At 62.8% G+C, this 13,871-nt stretch carries 12 protein-coding genes and 3 pseudogenes; 7 read left to right on the top strand and 8 right to left on the bottom strand.

Going from position 1 to position 13,871, the window contains the following annotated elements; genetic code table 11:
* Positions 1–161: 161 nt before the first annotated feature.
* Both ACPPVP_RS07115 and ACPPVP_RS07110 read right to left on the bottom strand, forming a co-directional pair.
* Positions 162–596 carry a phasin gene (locus tag ACPPVP_RS07115; protein WP_426532611.1) on the bottom strand — a complete coding sequence of 145 codons (435 nt, stop codon included), beginning with the start codon at positions 594–596 and terminating at the stop codon, positions 162–164.
* A gap of 254 nt (positions 597–850) precedes the next feature.
* The gene (locus ACPPVP_RS07110; protein ID WP_426532609.1) at positions 851–1,234 is read right to left on the bottom strand and encodes a phasin; all 384 of its coding nucleotides are present in this window, start codon (positions 1,232–1,234) and stop codon (positions 851–853) included.
* Between the two features lie 199 nt (positions 1,235–1,433).
* Between ACPPVP_RS07110 and ACPPVP_RS07105 the strand changes: the two genes are divergently transcribed.
* The 4 genes from ACPPVP_RS07105 (at position 1,434) to ACPPVP_RS07090 (ending at position 7,909) form a co-directional block, all read left to right on the top strand.
* On the top strand, positions 1,434–4,766 hold the full coding sequence (locus tag ACPPVP_RS07105; protein ID WP_426532607.1) for a PAS domain S-box protein: 3,333 nt from the start codon (positions 1,434–1,436) through the stop codon (positions 4,764–4,766).
* 193 nt (positions 4,767–4,959) lie between these two features.
* Positions 4,960–5,928, top strand: a complete 969-nt coding sequence (locus ACPPVP_RS07100; protein WP_426532605.1) for a Bug family tripartite tricarboxylate transporter substrate binding protein — start codon at positions 4,960–4,962, stop codon at positions 5,926–5,928.
* Entirely contained in the window at positions 5,925–6,410 is a 486-nt protein-coding gene (locus ACPPVP_RS07095) for a tripartite tricarboxylate transporter TctB family protein (protein ID WP_426532603.1), read from the top strand. Before ACPPVP_RS07100 ends, ACPPVP_RS07095 begins: the two co-directional genes overlap by 4 nt.
* Positions 6,410–7,909 carry a tripartite tricarboxylate transporter permease gene (locus ACPPVP_RS07090; RefSeq protein WP_426532601.1) on the top strand — a complete coding sequence of 500 codons (1,500 nt, stop codon included), beginning with the start codon at positions 6,410–6,412 and terminating at the stop codon, positions 7,907–7,909. The genes ACPPVP_RS07095 and ACPPVP_RS07090 overlap by 1 nt, the downstream gene beginning before the upstream one ends.
* Before the next feature lie 796 nt (positions 7,910–8,705).
* On the opposite strand, the gene ACPPVP_RS07085 is transcribed toward ACPPVP_RS07090, so the two are convergent.
* Positions 8,706–9,029, bottom strand: a complete 324-nt coding sequence (locus ACPPVP_RS07085; protein WP_426532599.1) for a hypothetical protein — start codon at positions 9,027–9,029, stop codon at positions 8,706–8,708.
* Between the two features lie 230 nt (positions 9,030–9,259).
* Between ACPPVP_RS07085 and ACPPVP_RS07080 the strand changes: the two genes are divergently transcribed.
* The 3 genes and pseudogenes from ACPPVP_RS07080 to ACPPVP_RS07070 all read left to right on the top strand — a co-directional run.
* Entirely contained in the window at positions 9,260–10,696 is a 1,437-nt protein-coding gene (locus ACPPVP_RS07080) for an ATP-binding protein (RefSeq protein ID WP_426532597.1), read from the top strand.
* A complete protein-coding gene (locus ACPPVP_RS07075; protein WP_426532595.1) occupies positions 10,693–11,355 on the top strand; it encodes a response regulator in 663 nt (220 codons plus the stop codon). The genes ACPPVP_RS07080 and ACPPVP_RS07075 overlap by 4 nt, the downstream gene beginning before the upstream one ends.
* Positions 11,356–11,401: 46 nt before the next feature.
* Positions 11,402–11,785 (top strand): annotated as a pseudogene (locus tag ACPPVP_RS07070) (tripartite tricarboxylate transporter permease); the annotation flags it as partial.
* Here ACPPVP_RS07070 and ACPPVP_RS07065 read toward each other — a convergent pair.
* The 5 genes and pseudogenes from ACPPVP_RS07065 to ACPPVP_RS07045 all read right to left on the bottom strand — a co-directional run bounded on the left by ACPPVP_RS07065 (position 11,782) and on the right by ACPPVP_RS07045 (position 13,870).
* Positions 11,782–12,861, bottom strand: coding sequence for a metallophosphoesterase family protein (locus ACPPVP_RS07065; RefSeq protein ID WP_426532593.1), 1,080 nt, complete (start codon positions 12,859–12,861; stop codon positions 11,782–11,784). The pseudogene ACPPVP_RS07070 and the gene ACPPVP_RS07065 sit on opposite strands and share 4 nt — an antisense overlap.
* The gene (locus ACPPVP_RS07060) at positions 12,783–13,181 is read right to left on the bottom strand and encodes a hypothetical protein (protein ID WP_426532591.1); all 399 of its coding nucleotides are present in this window, start codon (positions 13,179–13,181) and stop codon (positions 12,783–12,785) included. Before ACPPVP_RS07060 ends, ACPPVP_RS07065 begins: the two co-directional genes overlap by 79 nt.
* Before the next feature lie 63 nt (positions 13,182–13,244).
* Positions 13,245–13,352 (bottom strand): annotated as a pseudogene (locus ACPPVP_RS07055) (LysR family transcriptional regulator); the annotation flags it as partial.
* Positions 13,348–13,443, bottom strand: a pseudogene (locus tag ACPPVP_RS07050) (IS5/IS1182 family transposase); the annotation flags it as partial. The pseudogenes ACPPVP_RS07050 and ACPPVP_RS07055, both read right to left, overlap by 5 nt.
* Positions 13,444–13,552: 109 nt before the next feature.
* The gene (locus ACPPVP_RS07045) at positions 13,553–13,870 is read right to left on the bottom strand and encodes an ArsR/SmtB family transcription factor (RefSeq protein WP_426532589.1); all 318 of its coding nucleotides are present in this window, start codon (positions 13,868–13,870) and stop codon (positions 13,553–13,555) included.
* Between the last annotated feature and the right edge of the window lies 1 nt (position 13,871).

Raw genomic sequence — 13,871 nt, 5'->3', positions numbered from 1 at the left:
CTTTATGGTCGTCCGGAAGGCATTTTGCGTTCATTTGCCGGGATCTCCGGCCAGGTCCCGGCAGCCTGCCAAATCATCCCTTATTCATCATCTATCCATCCGTTGGGCAGCAAAAAGCCCGGGCCAACCGCCCGGGCTTTTCGTGATCAATACGGAAACGATCAGGCGGCCGGCTTGTACAGCTTCGAGGCGGAAGCCTTGATCGGCTCGACGGTCTCGGCGGCGACCTTCTGGCCGAGCTCGGCGAGCTCCTTGGCTTGCGCGGTCAAGGTCTCGTACTGCTTCTTGGCATGCGAGGTCCACAGCTCCATCGCCGCCGCCGGCGTCTTCACGCCGAACAGCTCCTGCGCGAAATCAAGCGAGGAGGTGGTGTTGGCCTTGAAGAATTCGATCAGCTTGGCGTTGTAGGCGCTGGCGCCCTTGCTGGCCGTGGTGAACACGGCCTCGATGGTGCCGTTATGGGTTTCGGCGGCATCCTTGAACTTGGCGTAGCTGTCGCGGGCCTGCGAAACGCCCTTTTCCGCAAACGCGCGCATCTGCTCGGGCACTTCGAAGGGAATGATGGAGGCAGAGAAGGGATCGGTGGAGCTGGTCACGGCTTGCATCCTTCACAATGGGGTTAAACGGTGTTCCCCCTTACGGATTCCGGGCGGGCAAACGGCCGGACGCCGAAGGGATCACGTACACACACATTCACGGGAGTGCCCATTCGCGGGCTCGCCTAATAAGCATCCATATCATGTCAAATTTGTGCAACGCACTGCAATTTCTGGTGCGACGCCGCAAATTTAACTCGGGATACGGGTTCCAGCAGGCAATCCAGCGGTAGCCTCCCACCAGTGCAGGCAGGTCAGGCTTCGGGCTTCGCCGCGTCCATGGCGGCCTTGCCGACGACCTGGCCCATTTCACTGGCCTGCTCCGCCAGCGCGCGCATCTGCGCCTGCACATATTCGCCATGCAGCCGCATCACCTCGGGCAAATCTTTGGCCTTCAGCAGTGATTGCGCGTGATCGAGCGAGGCCTGCACGTTCGTCTCGGCGTAGGCGATGGCCTTGCTGCTGACATCCCTGGCGCCGGCGCGAACCGTGGCGTTGCGCTCCTCGATCGTGCCGGCGGTGGCTTGCGCGGCGCTAACGAATTTCTCAAAAGCCTTGCGGGCCTGCTCGACACTTGCTTCCGCCATCGATCGCATTTCCTTGGGAATCTCGAATCGGTCTCGCACTTCGTCACTCATGGTGCGTTCCTTTGCATGGGGCAGGGATTGCGTTCGGATACCGTCAGGGGGCCCGCTCCGGGGACGGATGCGGCGCCGGGAGGGGGTTCCTCTTTGAACCCGTGACGGCCGTCTGCAAGCTCCCAACGCCGCGCCCGGCCAATGGGTCCCGCCAAGGTTAAGGTTATCCGCCGCTTAATTTCCCCTGGCCCGCCGGACCGTGGACCTGCCGCTACCGGCTTGCGATAGTAATGTTCCCTTAACGCTGTCGGCATGGCTGCCGATCCTGAGGCCGGGCGGTCATGTGGTTGCGATGAAGGATGCGGAATTTCAGCGGCTGGCCTCGAGCGATCCGCGATTGACGGCCTATGCGGCGAGCCGCCTGCCCGCCTGGTTGTGGACCGCTGACGGCAAGCGGATCCTGTGGGCCAACGTGGCCGGCGCCCGGCTGTTCGGCGCGGCAAGTGCCGCAGCGCTTGCCGAAAAGACCTTCGGGCCGGCCGACCGACACCGGCGGCAGATCGCGCGGCTCGCAGGCCGACTGCTCGCGGGCGGCGCCATCCGGCTGGAGCGCTTGCAAGGATTTGGCGCGGCGCCCGGCGGGCTTGTGACCTGCGGCACTTCGCGCTTCGACTTTCCCGATGGCAGCCACGGCGTTCTGATAGCCGCCGGCAACATCGCGCTGATCGCGCCGCGCCCGGCGCAGGCGCAGTTCGATAGCGAGATGCAGCCAGCCGCCACATCGCCAGAGCCTCCCTTGCCAGAGCCAGTCCTATCAGAGCCGACCGTGCAGCCGGGCGCATCCGTCACGCCCGCGATCGAGCAACCGGTCGCGCCGCAACCGGCTGCCGACGACCGGCAGCCGGCACCATCGGGCGAAGCCTCCGCCGGGTTTGCGCTGTTCGATGCGTTTGCCGAGCCTGCCGCTGTCGATGAGCCGCCCGCCGTCGAAACCATTCCGCCCGCGACCGAAACGATTCCACCTGCGACTGAGACCATTGCACGCGCGCCATCACCGGCGGTCGAAGCGTTCGCCGGTCAGCCGCAGCCGCGCCGCGTGCCGCTGCGCTTCACCTGGCAGATGGATCGCGAAGGCCGCTTCACGCTCGGCTCCGACGAATTCAAAGGGTTGATCGGCCCGCGCACCACGGCCGTCTTCGGCCGGCCATGGCGCGAGATCGCCGAGACTTTCGGATTCGATCCCACCGGCCGGATGATGCAGGCCTTTGCGACCGGCGTCACCTGGAGCGGCATCACGCTGAACTGGCCGGTCGACGGCGGCGGCACGTTGCCCGTCGAACTGTCCGGCCTTCCTGTCTTCGATGCGGCGCGGAATTTCATCGGCTATCGCGGCATCGGCGTCTGCCGCGATTTCGACGCCATCGCGCGGCTCGCTGCCCTGCGGCTGGCGGAATCGTCCGGCGAGATGGTGACGCCGCAGGAACCGTCCGCTGCGCCATCTGCCGAGCCGGCCAGCATTGCATCGCCTTCATCCGACGAATTGCCTGAGCCGATTGCCGCCAAAACTTTCGCTGCAGAGCATTCCGCAGAGACTTCTGCCGCAGCGAGCTCACATCAAAGAGATTTGGAAACCCCCGTGGAACCTCCCAAGGAATTCCCAGAGGAAAGCGTCCGGGAAACCGTCAACGCCAGCGTCCAGGACATCGTTCAAGACATCAACAGGGACGCGCCGACGGAAACCGCACCGGAGTTGCCGGCAGACGCAGCCGCAAACGTGTTGCCGTTCCGCGCCCCGGGCGAAGCGAAGCAGCCGGCGCTGTCGCCGGTTGAAAACAGCGCCTTCGACGAACTCGCGCGGCAATTGTCGGCGCGGCTCGACACCGAGAACGGCAACGAGGCTGCGAACGCCAACGGCGAAACCATCTTCGACCCACTGGCTGCAGCGGCAGCGCGCGAAGCCGTCGAGCCGCCCGAATGGCTGGCGCCGCCCGAGCCGCCGGCGCGTGGCGAAGCCGCCCGCGACAAGGCGCTGCTCGATTTGCTGCCGGTCGGCATCCTGATCTATCGGCTCGACCGGCTGCTCTATGCCAACCCCGCCTTCCTGACGCAGATGGGCTATCCGAGCGTGCATGCGCTGGAAGACGCCGGCGGCCTCGACGCGCTCTATGTCGAACCCGGCGTATCCAACGCCTCCTCGACATCGGACACCGGCAAGCCGGTGACGATTTCGGCAAGCCAGCCGGCGGACGCGAATACGGATGCGCCGTCATCGGCGGCAGAGGCCCGCCTCTACACGATTTCATGGGACGGCGATTCGGCGCTGGCCTTGATCTTCTCGGGTACGCGTCATGAGGGCGCGGCGATCGCGGCCGCCATCGCGCGAGCCGAGCCAGCATCGGAGTCCGAACCGTCGGTATCGGAGCCTGACGTCTTCGAACCGGCGGAATCGGAACCCGATGTTTCCGAACCGTCGGATGTCGGCCATGCCAACGCCGAAGACCTCGCCGCCATCCTCGACACCACGGCCGAAGGCATCCTGATGTTCGACGCCGAGGGCAACATCCATGCGGCCAACCGCAGCGCCGAAGCGCTGTTCGGCCACGACGGCGACGAACTCGCGCGACGCAATCTCGCGGAGCTGTTCGCGCCCGAAAGCCAGCACGGCGTGTTCGAATATCTCGCCGCCATCAAAGCTTCCGGTGTCGAAAGCCTGCTCGATCACGGCCGCGAGGTCTTGGGCCGCGAAAGCAAGGGCGGCATCATCGCGCTGACGATGACGATGGGCCGCACCCGCCCCGATGGCCCGAATTTCTTCGCGGTGTTCCGCGATCTCTCGCAGGCCAGGCAGACCGAGAGCGAATTGCGCGAGGCGCGGCGGCTGGCGGAGCGCGCCGCCAATGCCAAGGCCGACGTGCTGGCGCGGATCAGTCACGAGGTGCGGACGCCGCTGAACGCCATCATCGGCTTTTCCGAAGTGATGATCGGCGAGCGCTTCGGCACGCTCGGCAACGAGCGCTATCTCGAATACATGAAGGACATCCGCGCCTCCGGCGAACGCGTGATCACGATCATCAACGACCTGCTCGACCTGTCCCGGATCGAAACCGGCAAGCTCGATCTGGCTTTCACCAACCAGAACCTCAACGAACTGGTGGAGAGTTGCGTTGCGGTGCTGCAGCCGCAGGCCAATCGCGAGCGGATCATCATCCGCACCTCGCTCGCGCACATGTTGCCGCCCGTGATCGCGGATGCGCGGGCCCTGCGCCAGATCGCGCTGAACCTGATCGGCAATTCGATCCATCTCGCCAATGCCGGCGGCCAGGTCATCGTCTCGACCGCGCTATCCGATTTCGGCGAGGTGATGCTGCGGGTCCGCGACACCGGCCACGGCCTCAACGACAATGAGGTTGCCGCAGCCCTGCAGCCGTTCCGCACGCCTGCGCCGTCGGACCGGGCCGAGAGTTCGGCCGTCAGCCTGTCGCTGACCAAGGCCCTCGTCGAAGCCAACCGCGCCAAATTCCAGATCAAGACCGGCGGCCGTTCCGGCACGCTGATCGAGATATTGTTTCCGCACGCAGTGGCGCGAGTCTGACGTCATCGTTATCGCTCGAAACGATGCGCTTTCGGCGCCGATCGCCGTTGCACGTGTTCCACAGCCAAGCGCATTTACGCAAAAGATAAAGATGACGCGGCAATCGACAGTCCTTCTGGACAGCGGCACGTTTTCCGGCTGATATGCGGCGAATTGACACATAACGGCTCGACGTGAGCCTGGAGGAAATCCCATGATTCCGTTTCATACGCGCCTGTTCGGCGCGGCCGTCGCATTGACACTTGTAGCAGGCAGCCCTGCCCTCTCGCAGCAGCTCGAGCTCAAGATCATGGCGCCCGCAGCCCCCGGCGGCGGATGGGATCAAACCGCGCGCTCGATGCAGCAGGCGCTGGTGGCCGCGAAGATCGCGCGCAGCGTCCAGGTCACGAACGTGGCCGGCGCCGGCGGCAGCGTCGGCATCGCGCAGTTCGTCAACGGCGCCAAGGGCGACGGCAACCAGCTGATGGTGAACGGCTTCGTCATGGTGGGCGCGCTCGCCATGAACAAATCGCCGGTGACGCTCGATCAGGTGACGCCGATCGCGCGCCTCACCGAGGAGATCCAGGTGATCGTGGTGCCGGCGAATTCGCCGATCAAGACGGCGCAGGATCTCGCCGCCGCCGTGAAGGCCGACATCGCCAAGGTGACCTTCGCCGGCGGCTCGGCCGGCGGCGTCGACCATGTGATGGCGGCGTTGTTTGCGGGCGCGATCGGCGCCGACGCCAAGAAGGTCAACTACATTCCATTTTCCGGCGGCGGCGAGTCGCTGGCGGCCATTCTCGGCGGCAAGGTCACCGCGGGCATTTCCGGAATGAGCGAATACGAGGGCCAGATCAAGTCCGGCAAATTGCGCGCGCTCGGCATCACGTCGGAGAAACGCATCGCCGGCAGCGACATTCCGACCTTCAAGGAACAGGGCATCGACCTTGTGCTGGCCAACTGGCGCTCGGTGGTCGCGGCTCCCGGCCTCACGCCGGAACAGCGCAAAGTCCTGAGCGCTGCGGTGGAGAACATGGTCAAGTCGGACGCCTGGAAGGACATTCTCAAGCAGAAGGGCTGGGATGACGCCTATCTCGCCGGCGACGCGTTCACCGACTTCCTGAAGAAGGAAAATGCGCGTGTCACCGACGTGCTGAAGTCGGTGGGCCTCGTCAAATCATGACGGATCTTCCGCAGGGCCCGGCGCCACGGCGCGTCGATCGCGCGGGCCTGGTCATCGCCGCTGCGCTCGCGGCGCTTGCCGTGGTGCTGGTATGGGACTCGCGCCAACTGCAAACCACCACGATGTACGGCATGGGGCCCGAGGTGATGCCGGTCGTCATCGCGGTCGGGCTCGGCCTGCTTGCGATCGGCAATCTGATCGACGCGCTGCGCGGCAACCTGCCGCCGCGCGAAAGCGCCGATCCCAAGGCGGTGTGGCTGATTCTCGGGGGCCTGGCGCTTTTGATCGCCATCATCGGTTTTGGCGGCGGCTTCATCCTTGCGACGTCAGCGCTGTTCGTCACCACCTCGGCGGCGTTCGGACGGCGCGCCATTCTCACCGATTGCATCATCGCGCTCGTGATGAGCACCCTGATCTATCTCGCTTTCGATCGGCTGCTGACGTTGAGCCTGCCCTCCGGGCCTCTGGAAAGACTGCTGTAATGGAAACTTTCGCCGCGCTCGCGCATGGCATGGCCGTTGCCGTGCAGCCGATGAACCTGCTCTACGCGCTGATCGGCGTGTTCCTCGGCACCGCGGTCGGCGTGCTGCCCGGCATTGGTCCGGCGCTCACGGTCGCCTTGCTGTTGCCGGTGACCTACAAGCTCGATCCCGGCGGCTCGCTGATCATGTTCGCCGGCATCTATTACGGCGGCATGTATGGCGGCTCGACCACCGCCATCCTCATCAATACGCCCGGCGAGAGCGCGTCGATGGCGACCGCGCTCGAGGGCAACAAGATGGCCAAGGCTGGCCGCGGCGGGCCGGCGCTTGCGACCTCTGCGATCGGTTCGTTCGTCGCGGGGACCATCGCCACCATCGGTCTCGCCTTTCTGGCGCCGTGGCTGGTCGATTTCGCGGTGCGCTTCGGGCCTGAAGATTATTTCGCGCTGATGTGCGTGGCCTTTATCACGGTGTCCGCAACTTTCGGAGATTCACCGGTCCGCGGACTGACCAGCCTGTTCATCGGACTGACGCTCGGGCTGATCGGCATCGACAAGCTCACCGGTCAGGCGCGACTCGCGTTTGGGATCCCCGAACTGTTGGACGGCGTCGAGGTGACGACGCTCGCGGTCGGCCTGTTCGCGCTCGGTGAAGCGCTCTACGTCGCCTCGCGCCGCCATCACACCGAGGAAAAGATCGAGCCGGTGCGCGGCTCGCTCTGGATGACGAAGGAGGACTGGAAGCGGTCATGGAAGCCGTGGCTGCGTGGCACGATGTTCGGCTTTCCGATCGGCGCGCTCCCCGCCGGCGGCGCGGAGATCCCGACCTTCCTGTCCTACTCGACCGAGAAGCGGCTGACGAAATACCCCGAGGAATTCGGCAAGGGCGCGATCGAAGGCGTCGCGGGACCGGAAGCCGCCAACAACGCTTCCGCCGCCGGCACCCTCGTGCCGTTGCTGACGCTGGGGCTTCCGACCTCGGCAACGGCTGCGATGATGCTGGCAGGCTTTCAGCAATACGGCCTGAACCCGGGACCGCTGCTGTTCGCCGAGCGGCCCGATCTCGTATGGGGCCTGATCGCCAGCCTGTTCATCGCCAACGTCATGCTGCTGGTGCTCAACCTGCCGCTGGTCGGCCTATGGGTAAAACTGCTCGCGATCCCGCAGCCGTGGCTCTACGCCGGCATTCTCGTGTTCGCGACCATGGGCACCATCGCCGCAAAGCCGTCGGTCGTCGAACTGTCGATGCTGGCAGGTTTCGGCGTGCTGGGCTTTCTGATGCGCCGGTTCGATTTTCCGATCGCGCCTGTCGTCGTCGGCCTCATCCTGGGTCCGATCGCCGAAAGCCAGTTGCGACGCGCGCTCGCCATCAGCCTCGGCGATCCCTTGGTGCTGCTGCAAAGCCCGATGTCGGCGACCCTGCTCGGCATTGCGCTGGTCGCATTGCTGGCGCCGTTCGTGCTGAAGGGGTTAGGCCGGTTCAGGGCGAGCGAGGATTAGGGCGTGGACTCTGAATTGACCTCCGCTTTCGGCGTCACAGCGGACATGGCTGGACCTGCGCTGGGTTGCCGCTGTAGCGATCGACCTAAAGCGGATCTTGCATCCTGTGAAGGACTCCACGCCTAGGACCGTGCCGCGAAACGACCGCCACGACCAACTCGCTGCCAAGGCACAATAAAGGATCAGCCCCCTGCTCCCGGAATAAAGCAACGCCACTTAGGGGTCATACTTCCATCCATTGAGTAGGACGGCCACCACCAAACCATAGCGACGCCGCTGAGGTTCGGCTGGTCGATCACGGCGGAATACGGCACGTCAAACCATTGCCCTGGTTCGTTTGGCCTGTGCGGATGCCTCAGTAAGACCTTATACCCACCCTTTGCCATATCCCACTCGGCCTCCACGTGCTGGCCGTCTCCGGTGTCACAGCACGGCTCACCTACCTTGTTCTTGAGACTCTTGAACCACGCGTTGAGCTCTGGTCGGTTCGGGTCATGCGCATAGGCCGTGCCGAGTGAGAGAAAAGCAACCGCACTCACTGCGCCTATAAGCGCTTTGATCAACCGACGACGGTGTGTCGGCCTGCGTCCATCGGGACTGGTCGACATCGTGATGTCGACCTCATCTCGCTTCTGCCCCAAAAGTGCTGATACTCCAGCTCCCCTTCCAATGTCGGAATCAGAGACGGTGACAAACATAGTAAAGGCCTTCAAAAAGATTTCGAATGCAACGATGCACAAAGCCGAAAAGCTCTGTCGTGCGGCCCATGGCAGGCCAGGCGCTGGAGGAGCGCGGCTTAGTGCGGCTGCTCGATCGCGACAACCGGTGAGAGCCGGGCTGAACCTATGGTCGCTCGCTCCCCGCTCATGGCAGTCTGCCGGTCGTTTACTCTTTGGCGCGGCGTCAAGACCGCGATCTGATGCGGAGAGGCTGGCATATCGTTCAATGTGAGCGTGGCAGCGGCTGACTGCTCTTGAACGTTGGCCGATCCCAGCACGGCAACCTGGTGCCGCGAGATCGGGAAGCCCCTCGCCTCAAAAGCAGGAAGCTCCGCAGCTCCTGCACTGGAGCCGATGACCATCACCGGCGCGATGGCAGCTATCAAAAACATTTTCTTCATGGCAATCTCCTCTTGGATTGAGATGTTTGCCCCACGATTTCTGAAATGACCCTGGTTTAAATTATCGGCGCGATCGGTATGCGCCGCGGTCCCATGATCTGACACCGTTTCATTCAGGGAAACAGTGGACTCCCTGCGAGGTCCTGGGCAATTTGCCCGACGTCGAACCAAGCCGTATCGAGCGGCGGCAGAATGCTGTAGCCTGAAGAGAGCGTCACGGGTCCCTCGCCATGCAGGAGACAACGGTTCTTCGGCACCGACCGGTCTTCGATCTCAAATGGTCGCTATTGAAGCAAGTAGCGGCCGTAGCGCTATTCTGTTTTCTTGGTGCAGCGGCGCTCGCCGTGCACCAGGCAGAAGAGGAGACGTTGAAGGCCAATCGGGCCGTAGCGGATACTGTTGGCAGGTTTCTGGAACTGCCGCTTACGACCAACCTCTTCGGTAAACACATTAATCTGCAACGGCGCTTTCGTCAGATGGATGCCTTTCTCGACCAGGTGATGAGCCCGGGTCAGTGCTTGCAGTTCAACGAACCCGGGAAGGATCCCATCTCCCGCTGTCTGGGTTTCCACGGTCAGGTAGGCGAGGCACCGGTATGGTTTTCGGCTTTCTATCAGCGGGCGGCCGGCAGTCGGATGAGTTACGAGCGTCCCGTCACGCACCAGGGTCTCGTACATGGCACGGTCGTCGTCAGCTCGAACCCATCAGCCGTGACGGCGCGCGCCTGGTCTGAAATCTCGCGGATGCTCGGCCTCTCCGCCGCAACGATCGGCGCGCTTGGCATCCTGGTGTATTTTGTCGTCGAGCGCGCGCTGCGGCCGACGAGAGATGTCGTTAGCGGCCTCAACCGGTTAGCCGCGGGCGATCTGAAGTGCCGTCTCCCGCCGTTCCGACTTGCCGAGATGCAAAGAATAAGCGACGTCTTCAACGATCTGGCGAACACCCTGGAAGTCGCGACCTCCGAGCGTGCCGACCTTGCGCGACGTCTGGTGGAAGCCCGCGAGCAGGAAAGGCGTCACCTCGCACGGGTGCTTCATGATGAGCTGGCCCAGAACCTTAGCGCCATGAGTGCGACGGCAGCTTCGATCAAGATTACTGCTTCGACTGATTGTCCATCTCTTGTTCCCGAAGCTCAGGCCCTTACGGAAATTGCGGGCAATATCATGAAGGGGCTTCGCAGTACCGTGCAGGAGTTGAGACTGCAGGAGATTGACGATATCGGTCTGCTCACGAGCCTTGAGGGATTAATCGCCGATCATAATCGCCTCGGTTGCGGGAAGACCCAATTCCTTCTTGAGGCGCACGGCGACGTGAACGAGCTGCCCCTGGCGATTACCGGTCACATCTTTCATATCGTTCAGGAGGGTCTGACAAACGCAGCGAAGCATGCGCAGGCGGCCAACGTGCGTGCCGTGGTGCGCATCGACCTTGCTCAGGGCGGTGCGCCGCGGCCTGGCGCTGGCTTGGTCGAGGCGACCGTCGAGGACGATGGCGAGGGATTGGCGCACGAGATCAGGGGAGAGGCTGGTTTTGGCCTCGGATTGATCGGGATTCGCGAGAGAACGCTCGCGCTGGGCGGGGAGATGAGCGTTGTGTCGAGGCCAGAGAAGGGCCTCGTCCTCAGCGTCACGATTCCTATTGTGAATGCCGCGGGTCCAGCATCATGAGACCGCAAAGTATCAGCGTCATGCTTGTCGATGACCACGCGGTTGTGCGTGAGGGATACCATCGGCTTCTTGAAAAGCATGAAGGCATTACTGTCGTCGCCGAGGCCGCCGATGCGGCGGGTGCCTATCAGGCCTATAAGAGCAAAAAGCCCGATGTTGTGGTGATGGACGTTTCATTGCCGGGTCGCGGGGGCATTGATGCCATTCGCCAGATACGTCAGTGGGACCCGGCGGCGCGCCTGCTGGTTTTCACCATGCACTTGAGCGCTACATTCGCTCTCCAGGCCTTCAGGGCCGGTGCAAAGGGCTTTGTCACAAAGAGCAGCACACCCGAGTTGCTCGTTAGTGCGGTGCGTGACGTGGCTGCCGGCCGTGTTGCAATTTGCCCCGAGATCAGTGAGGCCATTGCACGGAGCCGATTACAGGAGGATGCAAGTGTCATTGACACTCTTTCCCCTCGTGAATTCGAGATCCTGCGCATGTTACTCGATGGCCGGTCAGCCGAAGAGATAGCCGCCGCGTTCTATCTCAGCCCCAAGACGGTCTCGAACTATCACTACGCCATCAAATCCAAGCTCGGCGTTTCATCCGACGTTGAGCTTGTGCTTTTCGCCCTGCAAAACGGATTGATAACTCTGATGGCGGGGCGCCATAACTAGTAGCTGGTATTCTATGACGGCCTCAAACGTGGTATCGGCGCCGCCGCTCAACCTGCCGCTGGTCGGCCTGTGGGTAAAGCTGCTCGCGATCCCGCAACCGTGGGTCTACGCCGGCATTCTCGTGTTCGCGACCATGGGCACCATCGCGGCAAAGCCCTCGGTCGTCGAACTGTCGATGCTGGCGGGTTTTGGCGTGCTGGGCTTTTTGATGCGCCGGTTCGATTTTCCGATCGCGCCCGTTGTCGTCGGTCTCATCCTGGGACCGATCGCCGAAAGCCAGTTGCGCCGCGCGCTCGCCATCAGCCTCGGCGATCCCATCGTGCTGCTGCAAAGCCCGATGTCGGCGACGCTGCTCGGCATCGCGCTGGTGGCGTTACTCGCGCCGTTCGCGATGAAGGGGATGAACCGGTTCAAGGCGAACAAGGATTAGTTCGCAACCATGTGGTGATCGGCCAGCCGCACCGTGACCATGTCGTAGCGCGATTGCGCCAGCGAGCGGACGCCGACCTGGTGGAAGCCGATCTTCAGATACTGCTTGTCGACATAGATGCGCAGATATCCGTAATTGTGGTCATCGTATTTCGCTAGTATCAAATGATTTACCTTCGCCGGGCCCTTTTTGCCCTCGAGATACTTCACATCTACGCCCGCAACCGGCTCCACGGGCGGTTGCCCCTTCCGCGGCCGCACCAGCGAATTGACGTTGTGTCCGCCGTCACCGCAGACGACGAAGGGGACGTCGATCTCCTTGCCGCCAAACTCCATGATCCGCGTATAGCGCTGGTAGTTGTGGGCGTGGCCCGACAGGTGTGCGTGAGGATAGACCCCGACCTCATGGCAGACCATATCGATCTGCCGCAGCATTTCGGTGCTGCAACCGTGATTGCCGCCGGTCCCGCCTGCATTCGGCGGGGGCGAGTAGCTGAACGGCGGATGGTGGGAGGCGAGCAGGACTGCGCCGGCGAATTTCTCCTGCTTGATCCGCGTCAGCTGGGCCTTGAGAAAATCGATCTGCACGTTGGAGACAGCCGGCCATTTCTTGTCCATATTGGAAATGACGCCGGGATCTTCCAGCGAATTGCTGAACAGGCCGACGATGCGAACGAAGGGCGCGTCGAGCGTGAAATAGACGCCAGGCTGCGTCATCGCGGTCCGGTGCAGCGAACCCGCCTCCGGAGTAATGATGGTCTGCGGCGAGCAGAAATTGCGCTGGAACGTGGTCAGCGGCGCCTGCGCGGCCTTGGTGCCGGGGACGACGAACGAATCGTGATTACCGGGAATGGCGAAGATCGGCGCCGGGTAATTGCGAAACGGATCGTAGAACTGGTCGTAGTAATATTGCGGTTCTCCGAAATTGTAGACGATGTCGCCGAGATGAAAAAGGAACGCGGCGCGGCCGGGCTCAGGCGAAGACGTAGTATCAAGCGTCACCTGGTCGGCGACGCGCAATTCGTTGGGATATTTTCCGGCATTCGACGCGCCCGAATCGCCAAAGGCGTGAAACACAATGCTGCCGTTCCGGTGATCTTCTTGACGATCTGCGGGCCGTGGCTCCCATAGGCGTCAGCTAGGGCGAACATCTGATCGTCGGCGATCCGCGACTTCGGGACGGCGACGACGTCTTTCTTCGAGAGATCGCCTATCTGCTTGTACAGGGCACTGTCGCTTGGATGCGCCGTTGAAAATCCTGTCGGATCGGGCATCGAGCCGTCCTCGCCGAAAATCGGCTCGTGGAAAACCGGTTGCGGAAGCCTGGAACGCGCCGTTCGTGCCATGATATCTGCTCCGTTATGAAAATTTTCAAAGGTATCGTGACCGTCATACAACCTGAGGGAGATCGCGTCACGTCAATTATCGGCGAGCGCGGCGCCCGGCCAGCTCGGCGGCGGCGCGGCGAGGTCGTCGTCGATATAGGGACGGATGCCCATCGCGACGCCGAGGCCGTCGACCGCGGGCTGAAGCGCCTGGCCGTAAAACTTAAACTTCAGTCCACGCGCCGCACTGAAGCATGTGAATGATACCGCTGATGATACGTCGATCGTCATCGCGCGCCGGTCCGGTCTGGTCCGTTGGCAGATGCGGCGTCATCCGAGCCCACTGCTTGTCGCTGAGCCAGTCTTTCCAACCGGCCGTCGTGTTACGGGCCTGACAGGCAGCGCTGGTCGCCCGGCCTCGGTCGATCGCGCCGACCTGAACCTCAGATCTTCGCGAGCATCGCCGCTTTCAACTTGGCAATGCGGGCTTCGTCGCGCTTGTAGAATGTCCACTGCTTGACTCGTTTGGCGCTCAGCAACCCTGCCTTCGACAATATCTTCAGGTGCTCGCTGACGGTCGGCTGGCTGATGCCGAGCTTTTCGGCGATCAGCACGCCGCAGACGCCGTCCTTCACAAGATCGCCATCCACCTGTGGGGGGAAATGCGTCTTGGGACGTTTCAGCCATTCCAGAATCAACAGCCGCCGATCGCTGGCGAGCGCGCGAAAAGCGGACTCGACGTCGTCTTCAAAAGAAGCCATA

Source organism: Bradyrhizobium sp. McL0615 (assembly GCF_049993905.1).
Lineage (GTDB): Bacteria > Pseudomonadota > Alphaproteobacteria > Rhizobiales > Xanthobacteraceae > Bradyrhizobium.
Note: the sequence above shows the minus strand (reverse complement) of the source record. Positions and strands in the feature narration are given on the sequence as shown.

What these genes read in the sequence shown, in the direction of transcription:
- ACPPVP_RS07045 (WP_426532589.1), bottom strand. Translation starts at nt 13,870, where the DNA reads ATGGCTTCTTTTGAAGACGACGTCGAGTCCGCTTTTCGCGCGCTCGCC.
- ACPPVP_RS07110 (WP_426532609.1), bottom strand. Translation starts at nt 1,234, where the DNA reads ATGAGTGACGAAGTGCGAGACCGATTCGAGATTCCCAAGGAAATGCGA.
- ACPPVP_RS07100 (WP_426532605.1), top strand. Translation starts at nt 4,960, where the DNA reads ATGATTCCGTTTCATACGCGCCTGTTCGGCGCGGCCGTCGCATTGACA.
- ACPPVP_RS07085 (WP_426532599.1), bottom strand. Translation starts at nt 9,029, where the DNA reads ATGAAGAAAATGTTTTTGATAGCTGCCATCGCGCCGGTGATGGTCATC.
- ACPPVP_RS07090 (WP_426532601.1), top strand. Translation starts at nt 6,410, where the DNA reads ATGGAAACTTTCGCCGCGCTCGCGCATGGCATGGCCGTTGCCGTGCAG.
- ACPPVP_RS07075 (WP_426532595.1), top strand. Translation starts at nt 10,693, where the DNA reads ATGAGACCGCAAAGTATCAGCGTCATGCTTGTCGATGACCACGCGGTT.
- ACPPVP_RS07095 (WP_426532603.1), top strand. Translation starts at nt 5,925, where the DNA reads ATGACGGATCTTCCGCAGGGCCCGGCGCCACGGCGCGTCGATCGCGCG.
- ACPPVP_RS07080 (WP_426532597.1), top strand. Translation starts at nt 9,260, where the DNA reads ATGCAGGAGACAACGGTTCTTCGGCACCGACCGGTCTTCGATCTCAAA.